This window comes from Cupriavidus sp. WS (assembly GCF_000395345.1).
GTDB classification, from domain to species: Bacteria; Pseudomonadota; Gammaproteobacteria; order Burkholderiales; family Burkholderiaceae; genus Cupriavidus; species Cupriavidus basilensis_B.
On sequence record NZ_AQPL01000030.1, the window covers coordinates 1 to 23197 of the forward strand.

Annotated in this window: 22 protein-coding genes, 1 tRNA gene and 1 pseudogene; 10 read left to right on the forward strand and 14 right to left on the reverse strand. The window is 64.8% G+C overall.

Going from position 1 to position 23197, the window contains the following annotated elements; all coding sequences use genetic code 11:
* Positions 1-15: 15 nt before the first annotated feature.
* Together K206_RS0102915 and K206_RS0102920 are read right to left on the reverse strand one after the other, a co-directional pair.
* Positions 16-687 (reverse strand): hypothetical protein, encoded by a 672-nt coding sequence (locus K206_RS0102915; RefSeq protein ID WP_155887924.1) that lies wholly within the window; start codon positions 685-687, stop codon positions 16-18.
* 202 nt (positions 688-889) lie between these two features.
* Entirely contained in the window at positions 890-2542 is a 1653-nt protein-coding gene (locus K206_RS0102920; protein WP_020200908.1) for an iron ABC transporter permease, read from the reverse strand.
* Between the two features lie 254 nt (positions 2543-2796).
* On the opposite strand from K206_RS0102920, the gene K206_RS37385 reads away from it, so the two are divergent.
* The 5 genes from K206_RS37385 to K206_RS0102945 all read left to right on the forward strand — a co-directional run bounded on the left by K206_RS37385 (position 2797) and on the right by K206_RS0102945 (position 8162).
* Positions 2797-3915 carry an ABC transporter ATP-binding protein gene (locus K206_RS37385; RefSeq protein WP_020200909.1) on the forward strand — a complete coding sequence of 373 codons (1119 nt, stop codon included), beginning with the start codon at positions 2797-2799 and terminating at the stop codon, positions 3913-3915.
* A gap of 61 nt (positions 3916-3976) precedes the next feature.
* A complete protein-coding gene (locus K206_RS37390) occupies positions 3977-5023 on the forward strand; it encodes a TRAP transporter substrate-binding protein (RefSeq protein WP_052165774.1) in 1047 nt (348 codons plus the stop codon).
* A gap of 145 nt (positions 5024-5168) precedes the next feature.
* Positions 5169-6521, forward strand: coding sequence for a replication-associated recombination protein A (locus K206_RS0102935; protein ID WP_020200911.1), 1353 nt, complete (start codon positions 5169-5171; stop codon positions 6519-6521).
* Between the two features lie 157 nt (positions 6522-6678).
* Positions 6679-7992, forward strand: coding sequence for a serine--tRNA ligase (serS, locus tag K206_RS0102940; RefSeq protein WP_020200912.1), 1314 nt, complete (start codon positions 6679-6681; stop codon positions 7990-7992).
* A gap of 80 nt (positions 7993-8072) precedes the next feature.
* Positions 8073-8162: transfer RNA gene (locus K206_RS0102945), tRNA-Ser, on the forward strand.
* A 140-nt stretch (positions 8163-8302) separates the two neighbouring features.
* Here K206_RS0102945 and K206_RS41300 read toward each other — a convergent pair.
* On the reverse strand, positions 8303-8560 hold the full coding sequence (locus tag K206_RS41300; protein ID WP_081651300.1) for a helix-turn-helix domain-containing protein: 258 nt from the start codon (positions 8558-8560) through the stop codon (positions 8303-8305).
* A gap of 71 nt (positions 8561-8631) precedes the next feature.
* Here K206_RS41300 and K206_RS0102955 point away from each other — a divergent pair, with 71 nt between their 5' ends.
* Positions 8632-9051 (forward strand): hypothetical protein, encoded by a 420-nt coding sequence (locus K206_RS0102955; protein WP_155887926.1) that lies wholly within the window; start codon positions 8632-8634, stop codon positions 9049-9051.
* Between the two features lie 92 nt (positions 9052-9143).
* Entirely contained in the window at positions 9144-9587 is a 444-nt protein-coding gene (locus K206_RS42590) for a hypothetical protein (RefSeq protein ID WP_155887927.1), read from the forward strand.
* A 54-nt stretch (positions 9588-9641) separates the two neighbouring features.
* Here the strand turns inward: K206_RS42590 and K206_RS0102960 are convergent, their stop codons facing one another.
* From K206_RS0102960 to K206_RS0102985, 8 genes are all read right to left on the reverse strand, one after another.
* The gene (locus K206_RS0102960) at positions 9642-10361 is read right to left on the reverse strand and encodes a hypothetical protein (RefSeq protein ID WP_020200914.1); all 720 of its coding nucleotides are present in this window, start codon (positions 10359-10361) and stop codon (positions 9642-9644) included.
* Between the two features lie 60 nt (positions 10362-10421).
* A complete protein-coding gene (locus tag K206_RS42595) occupies positions 10422-10880 on the reverse strand; it encodes a hypothetical protein (RefSeq protein ID WP_155887928.1) in 459 nt (152 codons plus the stop codon).
* A gap of 2 nt (positions 10881-10882) precedes the next feature.
* Positions 10883-11170, reverse strand: coding sequence for a hypothetical protein (locus tag K206_RS0102965; protein WP_231401534.1), 288 nt, complete (start codon positions 11168-11170; stop codon positions 10883-10885).
* Between the two features lie 11 nt (positions 11171-11181).
* Positions 11182-11463 (reverse strand): hypothetical protein, encoded by a 282-nt coding sequence (locus K206_RS0102970; RefSeq protein ID WP_020200916.1) that lies wholly within the window; start codon positions 11461-11463, stop codon positions 11182-11184.
* 65 nt (positions 11464-11528) lie between these two features.
* The gene (locus K206_RS40780) at positions 11529-12962 is read right to left on the reverse strand and encodes an AAA family ATPase (RefSeq protein WP_196812832.1); all 1434 of its coding nucleotides are present in this window, start codon (positions 12960-12962) and stop codon (positions 11529-11531) included.
* Positions 12963-13067: 105 nt separating this feature from the next.
* Positions 13068-13409, reverse strand: a complete 342-nt coding sequence (locus K206_RS41305; protein WP_369796861.1) for a helix-turn-helix transcriptional regulator — start codon at positions 13407-13409, stop codon at positions 13068-13070.
* A gap of 13 nt (positions 13410-13422) precedes the next feature.
* Positions 13423-13917: a hypothetical protein gene (locus tag K206_RS0102980; protein WP_020200918.1), complete on the reverse strand. Its 495-nt coding sequence runs from the start codon at positions 13915-13917 to the stop codon at positions 13423-13425.
* Positions 13914-15242 (reverse strand): integrase arm-type DNA-binding domain-containing protein, encoded by a 1329-nt coding sequence (locus K206_RS0102985; protein ID WP_043365230.1) that lies wholly within the window; start codon positions 15240-15242, stop codon positions 13914-13916. The genes K206_RS0102980 and K206_RS0102985 overlap by 4 nt, the downstream gene beginning before the upstream one ends.
* Positions 15243-16004: 762 nt before the next feature.
* Between K206_RS0102985 and K206_RS41310 the strand changes: the two genes are divergently transcribed.
* A complete protein-coding gene (locus K206_RS41310) occupies positions 16005-17411 on the forward strand; it encodes a beta-propeller fold lactonase family protein (protein WP_081651303.1) in 1407 nt (468 codons plus the stop codon).
* 509 nt (positions 17412-17920) lie between these two features.
* On the opposite strand, the gene K206_RS42600 is transcribed toward K206_RS41310, so the two are convergent.
* Complete coding sequence (locus K206_RS42600; protein ID WP_196812833.1) at positions 17921-18151, reverse strand: hypothetical protein; 231 nt, start codon at positions 18149-18151, stop codon at positions 17921-17923.
* Here K206_RS42600 and K206_RS44740 point away from each other — a divergent pair.
* Positions 18133-18263: pseudogene (locus K206_RS44740) on the forward strand (recombinase family protein); the annotation flags it as partial. The gene K206_RS42600 and the pseudogene K206_RS44740 sit on opposite strands and share 19 nt — an antisense overlap.
* 206 nt (positions 18264-18469) lie before the next feature.
* On the opposite strand, the gene K206_RS0102995 reads toward K206_RS44740, so the two are convergent.
* Positions 18470-19909 carry a PepSY domain-containing protein gene (locus tag K206_RS0102995; protein ID WP_020423644.1) on the reverse strand — a complete coding sequence of 480 codons (1440 nt, stop codon included), beginning with the start codon at positions 19907-19909 and terminating at the stop codon, positions 18470-18472.
* A gap of 329 nt (positions 19910-20238) precedes the next feature.
* Between K206_RS0102995 and K206_RS0103000 the strand changes: the two genes are divergently transcribed.
* Positions 20239-22314 carry a TonB-dependent siderophore receptor gene (locus K206_RS0103000; protein ID WP_020423645.1) on the forward strand — a complete coding sequence of 692 codons (2076 nt, stop codon included), beginning with the start codon at positions 20239-20241 and terminating at the stop codon, positions 22312-22314.
* 193 nt (positions 22315-22507) lie between these two features.
* Here K206_RS0103000 and K206_RS0103005 read toward each other — a convergent pair whose 3' ends face one another.
* Positions 22508-23077 carry a TetR/AcrR family transcriptional regulator gene (locus K206_RS0103005; protein WP_020200925.1) on the reverse strand — a complete coding sequence of 190 codons (570 nt, stop codon included), beginning with the start codon at positions 23075-23077 and terminating at the stop codon, positions 22508-22510.
* Positions 23078-23197 lie beyond the last annotated feature (120 nt).

Below are 23197 nucleotides of genomic sequence, written 5' to 3' on the forward strand. Positions count from 1 at the left end.
GGCGCGCCGCCATGTTCACGGCGCGGCCTTCGGCTTCGGCCGCGGCACGGCGGCCGCCTCCTTGTTTTCCTCCCCGTTTTCCACGCGCCGGAAGCGCAGCTTCGCGCCGCGCTCCTTGTGCCGCTCGAAGGCCAGCTTCAGCTGCTCGCGCCGCCGCACGCGCGTGTGGCCCACGGTGCCGTCCGCGTAAGGCAGCTTGGCGATCACCGTGCCCGCGGTCTGGCGCGCCAGCAGCACGTCCAGCGCCTGCCGCGCGCGCACCTGGGCGTGCAGCAGCGCGTCGCCCGGGTTGGCGCGGGAGCGCTCCAGGTCGTAGGGCAGCATGACCGGGCCGGCCAGCTGGCGCAGCGCCGCGCGGATGTGCGGGCTGTCCAGCCCGGACTCGTGCAGGATCCAGGCGGCGTCATGGCGCAGCCACGGATCGGGGTCGCCGAGCTTGCGCAGCAGCGCGAGCGTGATGTCGGCCTGCCGGTAGCCGTGCGCGCGCCTCACCGCGTTGAGCGCGATGCGCCTGACATGGGCGTTCTCGTGGTCGAACAGGTCCGCCACGAGGCGCTCGACCATGCCCGGTTTGTCGAGTTGTTCCGCCAACTGGCCCGCCAGGGCGATCTCATCGACCGGGCTGATCCGCTCCTGGCGGGGCAGGCGGCCCAGCTTGAACACGAGCATGCGGTAACGAAGCTGCATAACACTCCCTGAAGACGCTGCGAACAAGTACGGGGCAAGTGCGGCGATATCGCCGCAATGCAGCGCGAAGCCGGCCAGCGGCGGGGGCGGACCGGTTGGCGCGCGCGGCAACGCGCACGCGCCGGGGCGCAGCTTCGGACCAGCGATATATCGGCAGCCCGTCGGAGAACTTTAGGAAAAGAAGCGCGGCGGCCGCCCGGGCCTATTGCCGCGCGTCGCGGCGGATCGAGCGCGACAGCAGGATCACCGGCAGCAGGCCCACCGCCACGATCACCAGCGATGCCGTGGCGGCCTCGGCCAGGCGCTCGTCGGCGGCCAGGTTGTAGGCCTGCACGGCGAGCGTGTCGAAATTGAACGGGCGCATCACGAACGTCGCCGGCAGCTCCTTCATGACGTCGACGAAGACGATCAGCGCCGCGGTGAGCAGGCTGCCGCGCAGCATCGGCAGGTGCACGCGGCGCAGCGTGGCGCCCGGGCCGTGGCCGAGGCTGCGCGACGCCGCGTCCATGTCCGGCGTGATCTTCGCGAGGCCGGCGTTGACGGTCTGCAGGGCCACGCCGAGAAAGCGCACCAGGTAGGCGTAGACCAGCGCGGCGATGCCGCCGGTCAGCAGGAGCCCGGCCGGCCATCCCAGGTGCTGCTGCAGCCAGGACGACAAGGCGTTGTCGAGCCGCGCCACCGGCACCAGCACGCCCACCGCGATTACCGAGCCGGGCAGCGCGTAGCCCATGCCGCAGACCCGCGTCAGCGCGCGCAGCAGCCAGCCCCGGCCGGCCCCGATGCCGCGTCCCGCATAGCCGATCAGCAGCGCGGCCAGCACCGCCGCCAGCGCGGTGACGCTGGCCAGCAGGAAACTGTTGCGCACCAGCCCGACGAAGCGCGGGCCGAACTGCGCGTCGCCCTCGGCCAGCGCCATCCTGCACAGCATCAGCGCGGGAACGGCGAAGCCCAGCAGCACGGGCAGCAGGCATGCCAGCAGCGCCAGCGCGGCCCGCCAGCCATGCAGGCGATAGGCCGGCGCGCGGCGCTGGCCGCCGTGCACGCGCGCGCGCCCGCGGCTGACGCGCTCGGCCAGCAGGATGCCGAGCACGAATGCCAGCATGCAGGCGGACAGCTGGGCCGCGGCGTTCTTGTCGCCGAGCGAGAACCACGCGCGGTAGATGCCGGTGGAAAACGTCGGGATGCCGAAATAGGCCACGGTGCCGAAGTCGGCCAGTGTCTCCATCAGCGCCAGCGCCGTGCCGGCGACGATGCCGGGGCGCGCCAGCGGCAGCATGACGCGCCACACGCTGCCCCAGGTGCCGTAGCCGAGCAGGCGCGCCGCCTCCAGCGTGTTCAGGGTCTGCTGCAGGAAGGCCGCGCGCGCGGTCAGGTAGACATAGGGATAGAGCACCAGCGTGAACAGCACGATGGCGCCGCCCAGCGAGCGGATGTCCGGGAACCAGTATTCGCGCGCGCGCCAGCCGGTCAGCGCCCGCAGCCAGCCCTGCACCGGGCCGGCGAACTGCAGCGCGTCGGTGTACGCGTAGGCGATGACGTAGGCCGGCATGGCCAGCGGCAGCACCAGCGCCCACTCCAGCCAGCCCCGCCCGGCAAAGCGGTAGGTGCTGACCAGCCAGGCGGTGGGCACGCCCAGCAGCAGCACGCCGGCGCAGACCCCGGCCAGCAGCCACAGGGTGTTGCCGACGTATTCGGCCAGCACCGTGTCGGCGAGGTGCCGCCAGGTGTCGCCGCCGGGCGCGAGCAGGCTGCCGGCCACCTGCGCGACCGGCAGCGCGATCAGCAGCGCGGCCAGGCCCGCGACGAGGGCGAGCGGCTGCGGGCGGCTGGCATGGCGAAGGCGGGGCAGGCTCATTCGGCGGCGGGATGGCGTCGGTTGCGGTCGGTCGGCGGGCGAGGCCCGGCGGGCCGGTGCCGGCTGGCGGCACCGTTGGGCAGGCTCCGCATTCTAGCAATGGCGGCGGGCCGGCCGGGACGCGCGCCGCCCGTCCCGCCATCGACGCCGATCCCTGCGCCGATTCTTGCCCGGATCCTCGCCCCCGATTTCCTCCCCCGGTTTCCGCCCCGATCCCCGCCGCATGCGCGCGCCCGCCCCATATAATGCCTGGCATGCGAGGCCACCCTCATTCCTCCTCCGCGCCCGCGCGCGCCGATGCCGACACCGTGATCGAGGTCGACCGCATCCGTCACGGCTTCGGCAGCCACGCCGTCGTCAACGGCATGTCGTTCACCCTGGCGCGCGGCAGCATCGCCTGCCTGCTCGGCCCCAGCGGCTGCGGCAAGACCACCGTGCTGCGCGCCATCGCCGGCTTCGAGCCGCTGCGCGAAGGCCGCATCCTGCTGCAGGGGGAGGTCGTGTCGTCGCCGGGCTTCGCGGTGCCGCCCGAGCGGCGGCGGGTGGGCATGGTGTTCCAGGACTACGCGCTGTTCCCGCACCTGAGCGTGGCCGACAACGTGGGTTTCGGGCTGCGCGCCGCGCGCCGCGGCGAACGCGCCGCGCGCGTGGCGGAGATGCTCGCGCTGGTCGGCCTGGCCGGCGCCGGCGGCAAGTTCCCGCATGAATTGTCGGGCGGCCAGCAGCAGCGCGTGGCGCTGGCGCGCGCGCTGGCGCCGCGTCCCGGCCTGCTGCTGCTCGACGAGCCGTTCTCCAACCTGGACATCGACCTGCGCGAACGCCTGAGCCTGGACGTGCGCGACATCCTCAAGGCCCAGGGCACCACCGCCATCCTGGTCACGCACGATCAGTACGAAGCGTTTGCCGTGGCCGACGAGATCGGCGTGATGCATGCCGGCGCCATCGAGCAGTGGGACAACGCGCACAATCTCTATCACCGCCCCGCCACGCGCGTCGTCGCGGATTTCATCGGGCAGGGCGTGCTGATGCCGGGGCGCCTCGACGGCCCGCATGCCGTCACGCTGGAGCTCGGCACGCTGCGCAGCCGCGAGCCGCTGCGCGTGCCGCCCGCCACGGCGGAGGTCGACGTGCTGATCCGGCCCGACGACATCGTCCACGACGACGCCAGCCCGCTGCGCGCGGAGGTCCTGCACAAGGCGTTCCGGGGCGCCGAGATCCTCTACACCCTGCGCCTGGCCGGCGGCGGGCAGGTGCTGGCGCTGGTGCCCTCGCACCACGACCACGCGCTCGGCGAGCGGATCGGCATCCGCGTGGAGGTCGACGACGTGGTGGCGTTCCCGCGCGGCCAGGCCCGCGGCCACCTCGCGGCCTGATTGCCGGTTGCCTGCCCCGAAGTTTTCATTTCCCCACCCACGACCCCCAGGACCTTTTATCATGCCCGCTTCCCCGAAGTCCGCGTTCCACCCGTTGCGCCGCCGGCTGCTGCGCGCCGGCGCGCTGCTCGCGCTGATTGCCAGCGGCGCCGGCCAGGGCTGGGCGCAGCCGGCCACGGCCACGACCTGGCGCATGGCCACGGAATACCCGGCCAGCGCCATGCCCGGCGAAGGGCTGGCCACGTTCGCCGAGGAGGTCGGGGCGCGCACCGCGGGCGCGCTGGCGGTCAGGCCGAGCTACGACGCCAGCGCCGGCATCCGCTCCGCGCAGATGCCGGCCGCGGTCCGGGAAGGCAAGCTGGAGGGCGGCGATGCCTTCGGCGGCGCGCTGGGCGCGGTGGACCCGCTGTTCCTGCTGTCGTCGCTGCCGTTCGTCGCCACCTCGGTGGACGGCGCGCGGCGCCTGGCCGAGCTGGCGCGCGCCGACTACGCGCGCGCGTTCGCGGCGCAGGGCCAGCACCTGCTCTATCTCACGCCGTGGCCGCCCACCGGGCTGTGGTCGCGCGACCCGGTCGCCACGCTGGCCGGGCTGCGCGCGCTGTCGGTGCGCACCTACGACGAGACCTCCACCGAGGTCATGAAGGCCGCCGGCGCGCAGGCCACCAACCTGTCGTTCGCCGACGCCATGCCGCGCCTCAAGGACGGTTCGGTCAACGCGGTGCTGTCCTCGGGCGACGGCGGCGCGGGCCGCAAGCTGTGGGACTACCTGCCCAACTTCACGGCGATCGGCTACGCCATGCCGCTGTCGTTCACCACCGTCAACGCCGCGGCCTACGCCGCGCTGCCGCCGGCCACGCGCGCGGCCGTGGACGCCGCCGCGCAGGCCACCGAGCAGAAGCAGTGGGCGCGCCTGGACACCCGGCTGGAAGAGAACACCGCGCGCATGCGCGCCAACGGCGTGGCCATCCAGGCGAGCCCCGCGCCCGCCGTGCAGCAGGCCTTGCGCGAGGCCGGCGCCGGCGCGGTGAGCGCCTGGCGCGCGCGCGTCGGCGGCGAGCGCGCCGGCGTGCTGGATGCGTTCACGCGCAACGAGCAGGCCGCGAAGTAGAGAACGGGGAGGGCGGCGCGAAGGCGCGGGCAGGCCCGCCGCGCGGCGCGAACGCCGGGCCGCCCGCCGCGATGGTCTACACTGTCAGGTTCCAGGGCGCAGCGGCCTGCCCGTGCGCCCGCCCTGACCAAGAGGCCTGATTACCGTGGCGGATTCGCTGTTCTCCGAAGCTCCCGACCGTTCCCAACAACCGCTGGCCGAGCGCCTGCGCCCGCGCAACATCGACGAAGTCATCGGCCAGCAGCACCTGCTCGGCCCGGGCAAGCCGCTGCGCGTGGCCTTCGCCTCCGGCGAGCCGCATTCGATGATCCTGTGGGGCCCGCCCGGCGTGGGCAAGACCACGCTGGCGCGCCTCATGGCCACCGCCTTCGACGCCGAGTTCATCGCGCTCTCGGCGGTGCTGTCCGGCGTCAAGGACATCCGCGAGGCGGTCGAGCGCGCCGAGCAGTACCGCGCCCACGGCCGCCGCACGCTGGTGTTCGTCGACGAAGTGCACCGCTTCAACAAGAGCCAGCAGGACGCCTTCCTGCCGCACGTCGAAAGCGGCCTGTTCACCTTCATCGGCGCCACCACCGAGAACCCCTCGTTCGAGGTCAACGGCGCGCTGTTGTCGCGCGCGGCCGTGTACGTGCTCAAGAGCCTGGACGATGCCGAGCTCACGCAGCTCGCGCGGCGCGCCAGCGAGGAGCTCGGCGGCCTGCAGTGGGAGGACGAGGCGCTGGCGCTGGTGGTCGCGTCCGCCGACGGCGACGGCCGCAAGCTGCTCAACAACATCGAGATCGTGGCGCGCGCCGCGCGCAACGCCGGCGCCGCCAGCGTGGACACGGCGCTGCTGGGCAGCGCGCTGTCCGAGAACCTGCGCCGCTTCGACAAGGGCGGCGACGCCTTCTACGACCAGATCAGCGCGCTGCACAAGTCGGTGCGCGGCTCCGACCCCGACGCCACGCTCTACTGGTTCTGCCGCATGCTCGACGGCGGCGCCGACCCGCGCTACCTGGCGCGCCGCATCGTGCGCATGGCCTGGGAAGACGTCGGCCTGGCCGACCCGCGCGCGGCCCGCATCACGCTCGACGCGGCCGAGACCTACGAGCGCCTGGGCTCGCCCGAAGGCGAGCTGGCGCTGGCGCAGGCGCTGGTCTACCTGGCCGTGGCGCCCAAGTCCAACGCCGGCTACAACGCCTACAACGCGGCGCGCGCGTTCGTCGCCAAGGACAAGTCGCGCGGCGTGCCGGTGCACCTGCGCAACGCGCCCACCAAGCTGATGAAGGAACTCGGCTACGGCCACGCCTACCGCTACGCGCACGACGAGCCGGAAGCCTACGCGGCCGGCGAGCACTATTTCCCCGACGACCTCAAGCGCCAGGGCTGGTACCAGCCCACGCCGCGCGGGCTCGAAGGCAAGATCGGCGACAAGCTGCGCCACCTGCGCGAGCTCGACGCGCAGTGGCTGCGCCAGCAGGGCAAAGGCAAGGGCAAGGACGAGGGCGGCGAGCCCTAGCCGGCACACCCCGGCGCCGGGGCCGCCCGTCCCGCGGAACAGCGGCCGCCGCGGCCGTCTGTTCCGCGCCTGGCCGAACGGCGGGCGGCGGGGCCAGTGCAGTAAAATGGCGGGTCCGCCGGCATGTCGCCGGCCCAGCACCCTCCACACACGCAACATGCTAGACATCCAGTTGTTCCGCAAAGACATCGACGCCGTGGCGCAGCGCCTTGCCGCGCGCGGCTTCCAGCTCGACGTAGCGGCCTTCCAGGCACTCGAAGCCGAGCGCAAGCAACTGCAGACCCAGACCGAGGAACTGCAGGCGCGCCGCAACAGCCTGTCCAAGCAGATCGGCATGCTCAAGGGCAAGGGCGAGGACGCCTCGGCCGTGATGGCGGAAGTGGGCGGCATCGGCGATGCGCTCAAGGCCTCGGCCGCACGCCTGGACGAGATCCAGGCCCAGCTCGCGGAGACCATGCTGGCCATTCCCAACCTGCCGCACGACAGCGTGCCGGTGGGCCGCGACGAAACCGAGAACGTGGAAGTGCGTCGCGTCGGCACGCCGCGCAGCTTCGACTTCGAAGTGAAGGACCACGTGGACGTGGGCGCGCGGCTGGGGCTGGACTTCGACACCGCCACCAAGGTCACCGGCTCGCGCTTCGCCATGCTGCGCGGCGGCATCGCGCGCATGCACCGCGCGCTGGTGCAGCTGATGCTCGATACCCACACGCTCGAGCACGGCTACACCGAGATGTACGTGCCCTACATCGTCAACGCGGCGTCGATGCGCGGCACCGGCCAGTTGCCCAAGTTCGAGGAAGACCTGTTCAAGGTGCCGCGCAAGGTCGGCGGCGAGAACAACGAAGGCGGCGAGCGCACCGAGAACTTCTACCTGATCCCCACCGCCGAGGTGCCGCTGACCAACATCGTGCGCGACGCCATCGTGGCCGGCGACAAGCTGCCGCTGCGCTTCGTCGCCCACACGCCGTGCTTCCGCTCCGAAGCCGGCTCGTATGGCCGCGACACGCGCGGCATGATCCGCCAGCACCAGTTCGACAAGGTCGAGCTCGTGCAGGTGGTGCCGCCCGAGCAGTCGTTCGACGCGCTCGAGCAGCTCACCGGCCATGCCGAGGCGATCCTCAAGAAGCTCGACCTGCCGTTCCGCACCATCGTGCTGTGCACCGGCGACATGGGCTTCGGCAGCACCAAGACCTACGACCTCGAAGTGTGGATCCCCGCGCAGAACACCTACCGCGAGATCAGCTCGTGCTCGAACATGGGCGACTTCCAGGCGCGCCGCATGCAGGCCCGCTTCCGCACGGCGCAGGGCAAGCCCGAGCTCGTGCACACGCTCAACGGCTCCGGCCTGGCCGTGGGCCGCACGCTGGTGGCGATCCTGGAGAACTACCAGAACGCCGACGGCTCGCTGACGGTGCCTGCCGCGCTGCAGCCGTACCTCGGCGGCCTCGCGCGCCTCGAACCCGAGGCATAAATTTTCTCGCGTAAGGGACTTGCGGTCGCGGTGGACTTCACTCTATAATCTTGTTCTTCGCGACACGCGACCAAGTTACCGGAGAGGTGGCAGAGTGGTCGAATGTACCTGACTCGAAATCAGGCGTACCGGCGACGGTACCGTGGGTTCGAATCCCACCCTCTCCGCCAGATATTCAATAAAATCAAGAACTTACGACATATTCTTGGTTTTGACCCACATAGAAGCCCACAACAAAAAATCGTTGTGGGCTTTTTTTCTTGCCGCTGGCCCGTTGTCTATGTGTCAGCGCGCCTACTGGATGGCAACCTTACTTCGCGGTCTGCCGCAAGTATTCGGCTTCGACCTCTCGCACCAATTCGGCGGCAGAGACTCCCAGCGCAAGCCCCAAGCCAATGAGCGTCGTAATCGTCGGTTGCCGTATGCCGCGCTCGATTCGAGATACGAACGTTCTATCAACCCCCGCCCGAAACGCGAGTTCTTCTTGCGATACGTTCAACTCTGCACGATAGCGACGAAGAACGTCGCCGAAGATCGGCCCAACATTTTGTATTTCGGAATTCGCCATGCGGCGAATGTCGCCTTCGTGTAGCCTATAGGCACGTACCCGCCAACGGAACTCACTGAAAAGGGGCACGAATGAACAACATTGCTACGCTAGTAATGTCTGCGGCATTGCTGGCCGTAGGTACGGCCAATGTTGCATGGGCGGACGCAACCGATGATGCGAACGCCCGCGAATTGGCGAAGGCATTGCAAGAACACATGGTTTCGACGTATTCGTGCCAGAAATTTTTGGGCGGCTTGGCGCACTACCGCGCGGCAAAGACACTTGCCGTCGAAACGTACTCGCGGGTGACGGGAAATCGTAATCAAGCGGTTCTGACAATCGACGGCATCGAACAAAAGATCAAAGCTTCCAAATTCGACAAGCAGATGGAAGCCCAATTCAAGGAAATGAAGCTATCCGAAATCGACAGCATGGGAACATGCCAAGACTTAATTGCCGAAAGCTTGGATAAGGTCGAAGTCCTGCAAGCGAAGCTTCACTTGCTGTAAAACGACCCGAAACAAGGCCGGGCGGAAGTTCTACGATGGCACTTTCGTAGCTCGCTACACTGACAGCTACGACAGTTTCGAAGGGTACGACGATGCTTGAATGGTTGCAGCGCCTTCCCGAAGCAAACGCCCCTGCATGGTGGGGCGCGATACTCTCTACGATCCTTGCTGCGCTCAAAGGTTGGGAGATTTGGCGCGACCGCTTCCGTGTGGAAATCGGCGGCAGCTTCACAAGCGCCCCCGACATTGGGAACGAAGTACGTATTCGGAACCTTTCCTCCAAACCGTTGATTTTGGTGCATTGGGAAGTGTTCTACGGTTCGGGCGTCTGGCCTTTTCGCAAAGAAACGTCCATCTGCGACAGGGATTACGACGCCGGTGATTCCACCATTGCGCCTGTTTCGACGCACACGTTAACCTTCGTGGATGAATCGTACTTTTCGACTAGCTACGACAGGTTAAAGGGTCGTTCCGTTTACATTCGACTGCATATCGCCGGGCGGGGAACTATCCGCCGCAAGTTGTACCCCTTCTAGCGAAAAAAGCCCGGCACGAAGGCCGGGCAAAAGTCCCAATGGCACTTGGGTTCGTTAAATCTGAACGCGGGTCGAAGCCTTCGCGGCAAGAGTCGGGTTGTAGAAGCTGTTGCGAACGCTACCGATAGCCTTGTCGAACTTCGGTGCAAGTTCACGAAGCGCGACGCTATCAGTCATGCGCCGGTAGGCTTCCGGGGCGAACTTTTCGGCGGCTTCGTACCGCAGCTTCGAATGCGTGTCGGCGTTGATGCCCACAAGGAAGCCGGGCGAATGGAAGATGACCGCCGCAACGTCCTTCGACGCCAGCATGGCCGCGCGCACATTGGCCGGGCCGTCCGGCAGCTTCGCCTGTTCGCGGATATACGCCCGGATTTCGCTTTCAAGGCTGGCATGGCTGGCGCGCGGGGTGAATTCGCGTTCGGCCTGCGCTGCGCCGTCGCTGAACAGGACTTCGGCCCGGCTTTCAATCGCGGCTTTGGCCTTCTGCAAAGCTTCGACCGTGCGCGCGGCCACTACGCCCGCCGCTTCGTGCCGCTGAACTTCGTTGCGCGTCGCATCGTTCAGAAGCGCGGCGATGGTTGCGACGCCATCGCGCAAGGCAATGTGGGCATTGGCAATGTCCGGGCCGACGCCGCTTTCGAATTTTTCGCTATCGCCTAGAAAAGCTTTCCGGCCCGTTTCGGTGCCTGCCAGCGACAAGAACGACGACGCGGCTTCGGTTTGAACAAGGCTGTTCGGATACGACGGGGCAAGGGTGTTCGGTGCTTGGTTCATGGTGAAATTCCTTCGAAGGTTGCGGCGCTGGATGCGCCGACGCCTGAACAATCGCGGCCATCAGCCCCCTTCTGTCAGGTATTCGCCGGTTTCGCGGTCGAAAGTGCGCCCGTCCGGCAATTCGATAAACCGTTTACCCTTTTCACCCTTGCGCTTTGGTGCAGGCACGTCGCCGCTGTCGCTGTTGCCCACACTATCGGGCGCAACGTTCGCCGGTTCGTCGGTTCGGCTGCGGGCCTTCGCCAGCAAGTCGCGTTGCTGCTGTTCCGCCGCCGCTTCCCATTCCGCCGTCGTGCCGAAGTCGGGCACAAGGGCGAACCGTCCGGCGAAGGTGGACAGCGGGGCGCTGGCGGGGTTTTCGCCCGGTCGCCAATACCCGGACACCCAAACCGGCAAATCGTCGCTTACAGGGCCGTCCCCAAGGTCGGCAGGGTTGTAGCGTAGAACCCGGTTCGGGCTTGGCCCCCTACGGCGCTTTTCCAGCTTACGAAGCCTGTTGCGAAGTCCGATGCGCGCCATGTTTAGCCCCGGCCTTCCAAGGCTTCGATACGCGCTTCGAGTTCGCTATCGGTCAGGATGCGCGACAGGATGGCAAGAATGTTCGCAAGACGCGAAGCGTCTTCGACCTTGATTCCGCCGCTACGCGCTTCGCGGTACAGCTTGGCAAGTTCGCGGCTTACGTCCGTCGCGCTTGCCAGCTTGGCGCGTGCGTACACTTTCTTTCCGGCAGGGGGCGGGGGTTCCACGTTATCTTCAATGTTTACGCGGGTTTGCCAGCCGTCGCCGTGCAAATTTGTTGCGGTTTTCATGTGGGTATGCCTCAAAAGCGATTGGCCTGCATCCGCTGCATGGATGCGTCGATTTGCTGATTGACCGCCCGTTGCCGTTCGCGCTGCTGGTATTCGATACGCATTTCGTCAATGTCCAACTTGTTCACGACAAGCGCGGTCAACGTGCGCAACAGTTCGGCGTCAATCGTTCGTGCATCGCTTCCGCTTACGCGCTGCGTTAGCTTCATCGCTTCCATTGCGATCAATTCAGCGACGCAACTTTGTTCTTTGATAAGTGCGTGTACGTCTTCGAAGTGTTGGTACATAGCCATTTCGTTTTCCTCATTCCTACAAAGTAAAAATTGGCCATCGCATCGCCGGGGACATGCGACATACCCTAAAGGGTATGTGTCGCTGTCGTCCCCAAAGGCAGGCTTGCGACACGCGACACGTCGCCGGGTTGTCGCTGTCGTGTCGCCTTGTCGCGTTCGGCTTGCATGACTTCGGCGATGCACTTTTCTTCGATTGCGGCGGTATCGCCCGACAGCCGGTAAATGTTGTTTTCAACCTCGATACGGCCAAGTTCGATCAAGTCTTTGCGGGCACGTTCGAAAGCCTTTTTCTTCGCCGTGTCCGAATCTGCGGGACTCATGCGATAGAAGACCGGACGCCATCGGGCCAAATGCAGGCCGTTGAATTTGCCTTCGTCATCAAGTCCGCCGTAGACCCCTGCGGCTTCGCGGAAGGATTCAAGGGCCATCTTCTGATTTGCGGTAAGCGGCTTTTCGCCCTTTGTGGGCACAACGCTATCGGGCGTCACAACGCACGAAGTAATTACGTCGCCGTCTTCGTCCATACCGACTTCAACGATGTTCAGGCGGAAGAAATGCGCTTCACCATCGCGCCCGTCCTTGGCCTTATCGACCTTCCAGCTTCGGGCGTCGCCCATGCGTTCGACAAGAACGGCGGCGTCAAGCGCGGCGAACAAGCTTGAGTGGCCCCGAAGCCCTTTCGCCCCGTCCTTGCCAGTGTGGGCAACGAGAACGACAAGCCCGCCGATCAAGCGTTGAAGTGTCTTCGCCCCTTCGATGACGCCGCCCATGTCCTTGCTGCTGTTTTCGTCAATGTTCGGCGCAGCGCGGTTCAGCGTGTCGATAAACACGACGCAACCGGGCGGGCACATTGCGGCGAGTTCGGCCACGTCCTGCGGGTCGTTTAGGCGGAAGGGTTGCAGCAAAAACCGCATGTCTGCGGGCATGGCGCGACCTTTGTAGCGTTGCCATGCGATGACGCGGGCACGTATGCCGCCTTCGCCTTCAAGGACGACGTACAGCACGGCGACGGGCTTCGCTGCGTATCCGAAGAACGGCGAACCTTCGGCGATGGCTGCGGCGAGTTCTAAGCCCACAAAAGACTTGCCGGACGCCGACGCGCCATAGATGGCCGCGATGCCTGTAACGGGCAAAACGTACTTGACGCGCCAGTTCGGCGACGGCGTAGCTTCGACGATGGCCGCTGAAATTGGGTTAAAGCGGGCTTTCTTGGCAAGGGCGGCAATCTGCCTGTCGATAACTTCCGTCATCGCGTCGGGGTCGGCCTTAACCTTTGCCCACAATCCCTTCGCTTTGTACCGCCCGTAAGGCGTCGCCCATTCGAAGAAGATTTCTTCAAACTTCGGGCCGTGCGTCTTCAAGGCGGCGGCAACCATTCGCACGTCGTCTTCTTTCTTCGACGCAAGATGCGACAGAATTTCGCGCATCATTACCTGTTCATCATCAGGCGACGGGGCGAACCCGAAGTTCGGCGCTGGCTTGTGGGCTTCTGGTGCCATTGGTCGTTTTTCAGTTCTTTTGTGGGCTGGTATGTGGGACAAATTCATTGCCCATTCCGACAGCCCTTATAAATTCGTGAATTTGGGGGGAAACCTTCTCCGCTTCTACGCATTCGCCGTGCGCTGCTGTTCAAGCTGCGTCACAAGTTCGCGTATTTCGGCTTCGGACTTCCCGGCAATCCGGGCGGTATTGATGGCGGCGACTTCGTGCGCGGGCCATGCGGCGCAACGTTCGCCCAACTTGACCGGGGGCGTCATAAGCCGCTGTTTGATGCGAAGGTAAAGCGTGCTGCGGGTCAAGCCCGTAGCAGACATGACGGCAGGAAGCCGTAGAAGTGAAGAAGTCATATTGCACCCCGTTAGATTCCAATGAACGACGGGGCTATGGTCGCGGCGGGGGCTGTTCAAAAACAAAGCGGGGTATTTGAACCCCGCCCGCCGTCGCATGACTTCCGATGACTTATCGCGGTCGGACTACGCTTTTAAGTTCGTTCGATTCCAGTATTTCGCGTGTCTTTTCGCTGGCGTCGGCAAGTTCGGCCTTCGCTTCTTTGATGCGGCTGCGGGCGGTTCCTTCGCTTACGTCGTAAGCCGCCGCAAGATTGGCCTTCAACTTGGTTTCGGACACGGCATCGCCAAAGGCCGCGACGGTCAACGCTACGTCGCCCTTCGGAACATCTTTGCGCGGTGCGCCGCCGTCCGGGCTTCGCTTCATGTAAAGACCGTGCGCAAGCTGATTAATGCGTTCATCTTCGATACGCTTACCGTTCTTCGGCAGCTTCGTTCTGACAGCTTGCCGGAAGGCGTCGGCCAAGTAGTCGGCCAGCGCGTCGGGCATCGGTTCGCGGCTTTTCAGATAGTCGGCGGCAATCGCCAATAGTTCGATTGCGAAACCGGGATTCGAATCGACGGTTCGCAGCAGTTCGGCAATCTTCGTTGCGTGGTTCGTCATCATGCGGCCCCTTGCTTCGACATGGCAATGACGTTGCTTGCGCCGGGCTTGGCGCAGTAGCCCGCCCAATCCTGCATCATTGCGCGGCGGGCTTGGCGCATGTCGGAACGGCTGTATGCCTGTTCGACGGCGCTTCCGACCGTGTGGGCAAGCGCGATTTCTGCGGCTTCCCGCGTGTGGCCGTGCTTGTAGCCTTCGTCGTTGTACCAATCGCGGAACGCCGACCGGAAGCCGTGAACGACGGCAACGCGGCCCGATTTCGGGTCAATCCAGCCGGGCCGGTCGGCCTTCGTTTCGGCTTCGTGCATATCTCGAACAGTCTTCGTAAGCGCCATATCCGACAGTTCGCCACCACGCGGGGCCGGGAATAATAGATCGGTGCCCACAATACGCGGCAAGGCTTCAAGTAGTTTTACGGCTTCGGCGGACAGGGTAACGACGTGTTCCCGCTTGGCCTTCATGCGATTGGCCGGAACCGTCCATGTCTTCGCTTCGAAGTCGATTTCGTCCCGCTTCGCGCCGCGCACTTCGCCCGACCGTGCGGCGGTCAAGATGGCGAATTCAAGGGCGCGGGCCGATATGCCTTCGCGTTGGCGAAGTGCGGCCATGAATGCGCCCATTTGCTTGTGTGGCAACGCCGGTTGTTTTTCCTTGGCGTCCTTCTTCTGTTTGCCTAGCGAATGCTGAACGAAGGTCAACGACGCGGGGTTGTCGCCCTTGTAGGCATCTTCGTTGCGTGCATAGGTGAACACGGCTTCGATGCGCCCGCGAAGGCGCGACGCCGTTTCGCGCTTCGTTTGCCAAATGGGTTCAAGCGCCTTCGCTACGTCATGCCGCGTAAGTTCGTCGATTTTTCGACCGTCATTCAAGAAGGGATAGGCGTAGGTTTCAAGCGTCGATTGCCATTGCGCGATGGCCCTAGCGTTGCGCAGTTCGTCGGCTTTCTGCCCGATGACGACTTCGGCGCATTCTTGGAAGGTCTTTCGGCGATCGTGTTCGGCCTTGGCTTCCAGCTTCGCGCGCCGTTCGGCTTCTTTCGCTTCTAGCGGGTCAACGCCCGCCCTAACGTCCTTGCGCAGTTCGCGGGCCTTTTCGCGGGCTTCGGCCAAGGACACTTCGGGGTAACTGCCTAGCCCTATGTCTCGGCGATGCACTACGGGCTTGCCGTCGTCGTTCAGGCGGGTTCCGACCGCAACGCGCAAGACCCATGCGCGGGAACCCCCGGCAATGCGAAGGTGCAGGCCATCGACGCCGCCTACGGCATACCGCCCTTCGGCCTTCAACTTCGCTACCGCCAGTGCGGATAATTCCTTGGCCTTCTTGGGCATGGCATTTCCCCTTGTCCATCATACTGTCCCACAAAGAATAGCGGATTTCAATGGATGCAGCAAGATGCCATTAGACGATTATTTTCAGTAACTTTATGTTCTATAAGGTATTTTTAGAATTTTATGGCACGTTATCGGACAAATATTCAGGGGACACCCTCTCCGCCAGAAATACAGAAAAACCCCCGTAGATCATTGATTCTACGGGGGTTTTTGTTTTTTCGACTCACAGTGCGACTATCAAACTGATGAGTGTCATGCTGGCCGATAATTGGGCAGTTTGAGCTCCTCCACTCGAACCCGCAGCGCTGTGGTGAGTGGGACTAGGGAGAGCTGCCTAGAGGGCTGGGGATGGTCTAGGGGAGGGGTATGGCCGAGCTCGGCCACAAGCGGCCGTTTTGAAATAGGGCCCACATTGCGTGCAATCCACCGTAGAGGTGCCTCTCCGGTGCTTCGGCTGCGATCGCACGGCCGTGATGCGATAAACGCGAAGACCGGTACGGCTCCAGGGGCGGTTCAGTGGAATTCAGTTACCGGAAAGCGGCCAGTCTGATCGGTGGTAGTTGCAGTCCCGACGACCGGACGCTCGCCTTTGCTCGAGGCGCGACCTGTCCGACTATACCGAATTGAACGTGATGGTCCGATGCATGCCGAGAGGAGAATTCTTGTCGAGCAATTCGGGGCGGCGCTTACTTACAAATGCTCAAGAAACAGCTTCACATGCCGTTGGAATAGGTTCCGTCGGCAACCAAGAAGAAGGCAATGAAAAGCTCTGATCAAACTGTCCCGTTTCGCCCGGGTTCCTGGCTGATATCAGCCACGGCCTCCTTGTGCTTCTTCCTCAATGCCTGTGGCGGCGGAGATTCGCCGGCCGTTGCCACTGCCGCACCCATTTCGGCGCCAATCTCTGCCCCCAACACGTACACCATCGGTGGGACCGTTAGCGGCCTGAGCGGCTCGGGTCTGGTACTGCAGGACAATGCCGGGGATGATCTGGCGATGGCGACCAATGGCGGCTTCACCTTTGCCACTGCCTTGAGCAGCGGGGCAGGCTATGCCGTCACCATCAAGACCCAGCCAACCTCGCCGAAACAGACTTGCAGCGTGACAGCTGGGAATGGGACGGCAACGGCCAATGTGACCAATGTCACCGTCAATTGCGTGCTGGTGCCAATGCTCACCTATGTGACAAACTGGGTGGACTCCAACGTCTCGGTCTATACCGGCAATCCCACCACCGGCGCACTGACGCAGATCTCCGGATCTCCATTTGCTATCGGTGCGCATCCACAGGCCGTCGCTGTCGCTCCCAACGGGAAGTTCGCCTATATTGCGGCCAATAACATTTACGCCTACACAATCGACGCCACCACCGGTGGACTGAGCCTCGTCGCGGGATCGCCCGTTGCGGCAGGATTAAATCCGATCTCGGTCACGGTCGACCCTAGCGGAAAATTTGCTTATGCGGCGAACAATTCCAGCGCTTCCGTTTCAGCCTACACCATCAACACGGCCACCGGTGCCCTGACTCAGGTCGCAGGCTCGCCTTTTGCAGCAGGCGCCAGTCCGCGTAGCGTGACGGTCGATCCCAGCGGGAAGTTCGCCTATGTGACGAACGGCGCCTCCAATACGATCTCGGGCTACACCATCAATGCGACCACCGGTGTCTTGACCCCTATTGCCGGATCGCCATTCTCGACGCCCCTGCCGACGACAATTGCAATCGACCCCAGTGGGAAGTTTGCCTATGTGACAAGTTCAAATAACGGTACGGTCTCGGCTTTCAGCGTCGATGCAACTACCGGTGCATTGACAGCTGTCGTCGGCTCTCCTTACACGGCGGGGTCCAATCCATACGCCGTGACGATCGACCGAAGCGGAAAGTTCGCCTATGTGACGAATGACGGTGACAGCACCATCTCTGCCTACACGATCAACACCACCACTGGTGCGTTGGCGCCGATGACCGGATCTCCATTTGCGACGGGGTCAGCCCCTGAGTTCATCGCGGTCGACCCCGCCGGAAAGTTTGCCTATGTGGCGAGTCGAGGCAGCGCCAACGTCTACGCCTACAGTGTCGATGCGACCACGGGTGCATTGACGTCCATCGCAGGATCGCCTTTCGCAGCAGGGGCCGGGACGGACGGCATTGCTATCGTCGCACCGTAGCGGGACTGAGGTGCCCCCTCCCCGTGGACTGAGTCCGGGGAGGGGGGCGATCTTGCCGTAGGTCGCCGTCGCACTCGGCATGCGTGTCGCGACGGAAACGCGGCGAGCGCCGTTCAGTGGTAGCCGCCGCCGGCAACGTCTTCCAATCTATGGCAGATCTCCGCCTTGGGTCGTTGCCGCTTCGGCACCCAGACCAGCTCCTGCGCGTGTGCGCAAGCCAGCGTCTCCACAGCGCTCAAGAAAGTTGGGCTAGTAATCCGAACGCATAACCGCACTGCGTCACCCTGAATGGCCGCTTTCGGGATCGTCGATTGTCCGCTCCGGGTCGTCAGTGGCCCTCCTTGGCCAGCGGGAGTCTCCGTCTCAATATCGCAGGCGGACCTCGGCTCTCCAGGCGGCCCGTGGCCGTGGAGATGGTCATAACGGACCTTTCCGCGTTGCTGGTGCACTCGGGGCACCGGTATCTGCTAGAACGGCCCCGCGACCACGGATGTGGGCGGGCGGGGCCGTCAGCCGTTGATATCGTCGATCTGCCGAAGAGTTTCGAGTGCGTTGCCCTGCAGACCGATGGCACGCGCGCGGGACACTTGCCAGTCGCTGGGGTTGATCCGGATGAAGCGGCCGTCGCAGCGCTCGCCGAAGCGCCTGACGGTCGAAATGGCTTGTCCCGCGCCGATCTCAACGATCACAAGCCGGCCATCAATGAACAGTTTCGGGAAGAATGTTAGTCGGGTACGCAAGGGTAAGCACGCAGGAACAAGAAACACACGCTCAAACCGACGCACTGCACCAGCAGGCGTCGGTTTTATTTTTTCCGGGAAGCGGTCGGGCGGCACATTGAAGGCAGGGCCCGCGAGGCCATTTGCTCGCCGTCGAGATTCACGGCGCGATGTCCAAATCTCCCGGCCTTGCTGTCAAAGAACCTGCGATGCATGCGCCAGGAATCAGCACGATGGATTGCGTCGTGGCGCTTCCCAAGCCGCGGGTTCAGCGCATGCGCATCGCGCCGCGCTGCGCCTCCGGCATCGGCGCAGCCACCACGCCGCGATGCGCCTGCCTCACGCGGCAACGCGTTCCGACGCTGCCGGCGGCGTGCCCTTGCCGCGTGCAATCATCCGATCGATCAGCCAGACCCCTGCCAGGGTGACGCCCATCATCGGGAAGATCACGCCAAGCAACCCCAGCCCGATCACCCATGCCCGCATGGCCGGCAGCGCCGACGGATGGGACGGCGCGCCAAGCGTCCGCGCGGGCTTGCGCCGCAACCACATGACACATCCGGTGACGGCCAGCGCCATCAGGCCAATTGATATCGTCGCACAGGCGATCTGATTGGCCAGCCCGAAGTAGCGCCCCATGTGCAGCGACGTTCCGTAGGAGACGGCCTTGGCCACGGCGCCGTAGTCTGCGAACCGGATGTCCTTGACGACGTCGCCGCTATGTTGGTCGATATGCAGTGTGCGTTCACCTTGCGGATCGCTCGGGAAGCAGGAAACCGTGTAGACGGCGCTGGCCGACGCCGGCAATGCTATCTGGCAACCCGCCGACGCGCCACGCGCCTTTGCGATTTCCAGGACGCGGTCGAGCCCGACAGGCGTGTGCCCGGAGGAACCTGTCGGCACCGTCGTGAGCCCGGTGGCCCAGGGCACGTCCGTCAGCGGCAGGCTTTCCACGGTGTGGCTGCGCGAACCGCGCGCAGCAGGCGCGTCATGTGGTGCCTGCTGGCGCTGCTGTGCGACGGGATTGCCGTGCTGGTGCGCAGCCGCGCCCGTATCGGGACGGCCCAGGTTCGCCGCGGTGGTGATGGCCTTGAACTGCCTGCCCCATGATGCCGTCCACGGCAGGCCGGACAGCACGAAGGCCAGCGCGCCGAGCGCAAGCCATGCTCCCAGCAACAGGTGGATCTCCTTCCACCATCCGCGCTTGCTCGTTGCATTGGCCATCCGGAATGCCCCGATGCCGGCGGCACGCAGGCGCGGCCACCACATGGCCACGCCGGTGGCGATCATCACCAGCGTCCAGCAGCCGGCCAGTTCCATCAACAGCTCCCCGGGCTTGCCGGCCAGCAGCGCGCGGTGCAGCATCCGGACTTGCTTCATGAAACGGTCCTCGACGCTCAGGCGGCCCAGCACCTCGCCGGAATGGGGATTCAGATAGACGCTCTCGCTCATTCCCGTCGGCAGGCGGAAGATGAATTCGGCACTGGCATCGGGGCGGGGATCGATGGTGTACGTCGTCGCGATGGCGCCCGCTGGCGCGGCGGCGCGCGCGCGATCCAGCAACGCCTGCGCGGACATGGATTCACCGGCCGGACGGACCTTGAGCAGATGGGGGTAGAGCAGCGGCTCGATCTGTGGCTGGAAGCAGTAGATCGTGCCGGTGATCGCCAGCACGATCAGGAACGGCATCACGAACAGGCCGGCATAGAAATGCCAGCGCCAGAGCATGCGATAGGCGCAGGCCGCGGCAGCGACGGTTGGCGAGGGACTCTTGCTCATGGGAATGAGTGCGGGGCGGCTTTCAGGTCGCAAGCATACCGCGCACGTGATTGCGGCTCGTGCGACCAATGGCCGCGCTGGATCCTTTCCGGTTCTTCCATGCACGCCAGGCCGTCCCGGGCATGCGGATCGGACATGCCCGGGCTCACGGGCCTGACTGGTTGTGCGTCCCTGTGCCGCATGCCGTCATTGCCTCCGGATTCATACAATGCGTGCCCATTCCTCCACTTCCAGGTCGTGCATCGCCGCGTGCGGCTGCCGCCTGCTCATCCATGTCCCGCTGCCTTCCTCGCAAACGTTTTCTCGCACTGGCTGCCGGGGCCGCCTGCATGCCTCACGTCGCCGCGCACGCGGCGGAGCCCGGCGCCGACATCCGGGAGCTGGCCCCGGTCACGGTGAATGCGTCGGCCGTGTCCGGGTTGCGGGAGCCGACCACGACGGGCTCGAACCTTGGCCTGACGCTCATGCAGACGCCCGCCAGTGTCGACGTCATGACGCGAGACCGGATCGAAGAGCGCGGTGACGCTTCGCTGGTGGACGCCATCACTCGCGCGCCCGGCATGACCAGCCTTGGCCATCCGGGCAACGGCGGCGCGTCGTTGTCATCGCGCGGCTTTACCGATGCCACATCGGTCATGCGGCTCTACGACGGCCTGCGCCAGTACGGCGGCATTGGCGTGACCTTTCCGTTTGATACGTGGTCGGTCGAGCGCATCGAGGTATTGCGCGGCCCGGCCTCCGTCATCTATGGCGAGGGTGCCATCGGCGGCGTGGTCAACGTGGTGCCCAAGAAGCCCATGCGCGGCGCCATCGAGAACGAAATCCAGGCGGTCATCGGCACGGAAAACACCCAACGGCTGGCTTTCGGCAGCGGCGGTGCCGTCAACGACAAGTGGTCCTACCGGCTGGATGTGAGCGGCAATCGCTCCGATGGCTGGGTCGATTTCGGCAACTCGCGCAACTTGTCGGTCTCCGGCGCGCTGCAGTGGGACCCCACCCCGGAGTTGAGCGTGAAGCTCAGCTATGCCAAGGGATGGCAGGAGCCACCGCGATACTTCGGCGTCCCGCTCGTCAACGGGCAACAGGACCCGGCGCTGCGGACCAGGAACTACAACGTCGGCGACAGCCTGATCAAGTACGACGACCAATGGTCCGAGCTGTCCGCGCAATGGACGCCGAACAGCAACCTCACGGTCCGTTCGCGGCTGTACTACATCGACAGCAAGCGGCACTGGCGCGACGCCGAGTACTACGACTACCTTCCGGCGAGCGGACTGATCAACCGCTCCTCCTACACGGAGATCCTGCATGACCAGTGGCAGGTGGGGAACACGTCCGATGCCGCGATCCGCCATGACCTGCTCGGCATGAAGAACAACGTCTCGGCCGGTTATGACCTGAACCGCGCCTCCTTCCAGCACACGAACAATGCGCCGTACTCGGGCAGTTCCGTCGTCGATCCCGAGGTGTTCGACCGCGGCACGTTCATCAACGTGGCGGGCACCACGCCGCGCTACGCCAACCAGGCTACGCAGTACGCGCTGTTCCTCGAGGACCGGCTGGAGATCACGCCGAAATGGTCGGTGCTGGCCGGCCTGCGCTACGACCATGCCGACATCACGCGCCACGACCTGACCAGCAACCAGCAAGCCTATGACAAGTCGTTCTCGCACGTGGGGTGGCGTGCCGGCACGGTCTACAACCTGACCGACAACCTCGCTGTCTACGCGCAGTACTCGGCGGCGGCCGACCCCGTCAGCGCGCTGCTGATGCTCTCGCCAGCCAACAGCAACTTCAGCCTGTCCACGGGCCACCAGGTGGAAGTCGGCCTGAAGCAGTCGTTCTGGCGGAGCAAGGGTGAATGGACCTTCGCCGCGTACAGGATCGTGAAGAACAACCTGGTCACACGCGATGTGTTCAACCCCGCGCAGAGCGTTCAGGTGGGCCAGCAGTCCTCCAGGGGGATCGAAGCCACCGTCGGACTCGAATTCCTGCCGGGCTGGCGTCTCGATGCCAATGCCGCGCTGCTGCAGGCCCGCTACGACGACTTCACGGAGTCGGTGGGCGGCGCGCCTGTTTCACGCGCGGGCAATGTGCCGACCGACGTTCCCGAACGCGTGGCCAATGCCTGGCTGACTTGGCGTTTCCTGCCGGGCTGGACGGCTGGCGCGGGCCTGCGCTACGTGGGGCGCCGCTTCGCCGATCGCGCGAACACGCTGGAGATGCCGGCCTACACGACGACCGACGTGCTGCTGCAGTGGCGCCCGCGCAAGGATACGACGCTGTCGCTGCGCGGCTTCAATGTGTTCGACAAGCATTACGTGACGACTGCCTACTACAACCCCACGCAGTGGCTGCAGGGCTCCGGCCGCCGGGTGGAACTGGCCGTCAACTACCGCTTCTGACGACATCCGGCATCCCGTCGGTCGTGGCGGATTCCGGACGAAACCCTGGCGCTTGCCGATGCGGCGGCGCTCAGTAGACGAGCGCGCGAGACCGATCTTCGTGACCGAGGTGCCGCGCGCCGCCGCGCCGCGCCCGGCTTCAATGTCCACTGGCGGCGCCTTGCCGCATCGGTGTTTTCAAGACCGAAAACGCCTAGTTCATGTGTGGTGCGAGAAGTGCGGCGCGACAGACCTCCAGGATTTCGTCCGCCAGCGGGGAGTCGTCGGGACACGCACGCGACAGCACGACCGCCCCGATCAAATGGGCAAGCGTGTCGATCCTCCTCGCGCGTGCCTTTCGCCGATCGGCCGCGTCCAGTTCCGTGTCTTCGCGCTCCAGTACCGCCAGCAGACCTTCAATTCCGGCCGCGAACGTGGCCTTGACTGCCTCGGGCTGACGCGCGGCGTCACCGCCCAGTGCCGCTAGCGTGCAGCCGGTGGCGCGAGCATCGCGGTGTTCGCGGGAAAGGTATTGCCGGACGAACCCGGGGACGTCCACCGTACCTGTCAGGGCAACAGTCTGCGACATGCCGCAGGCCGATGCCTCCGCCATCAGGTCGGCTTTGGAGCCGAAGTGCTTGTAGAACCCGCCGTGGGTGAAGCCGGCGGCCGCCATCAAGTCCGCAACGCCCACACCGTCATAGCCGTGCTCGCGGAACAATTCGGAAGCCGTCTCGACGATGCGCGTCCGGTTCTCCTGCGCCTGTGTCTTGGTGACTTTCATGCCAGCACGCCTTTTTCTTCATCCAAAGTCTGGATACTACATTGATTACGATCATCATCAAAGTTCTTGACGGTTATGATGATGGTCATCATCATTGAGTTCCGTTGACTTGATGAGCCG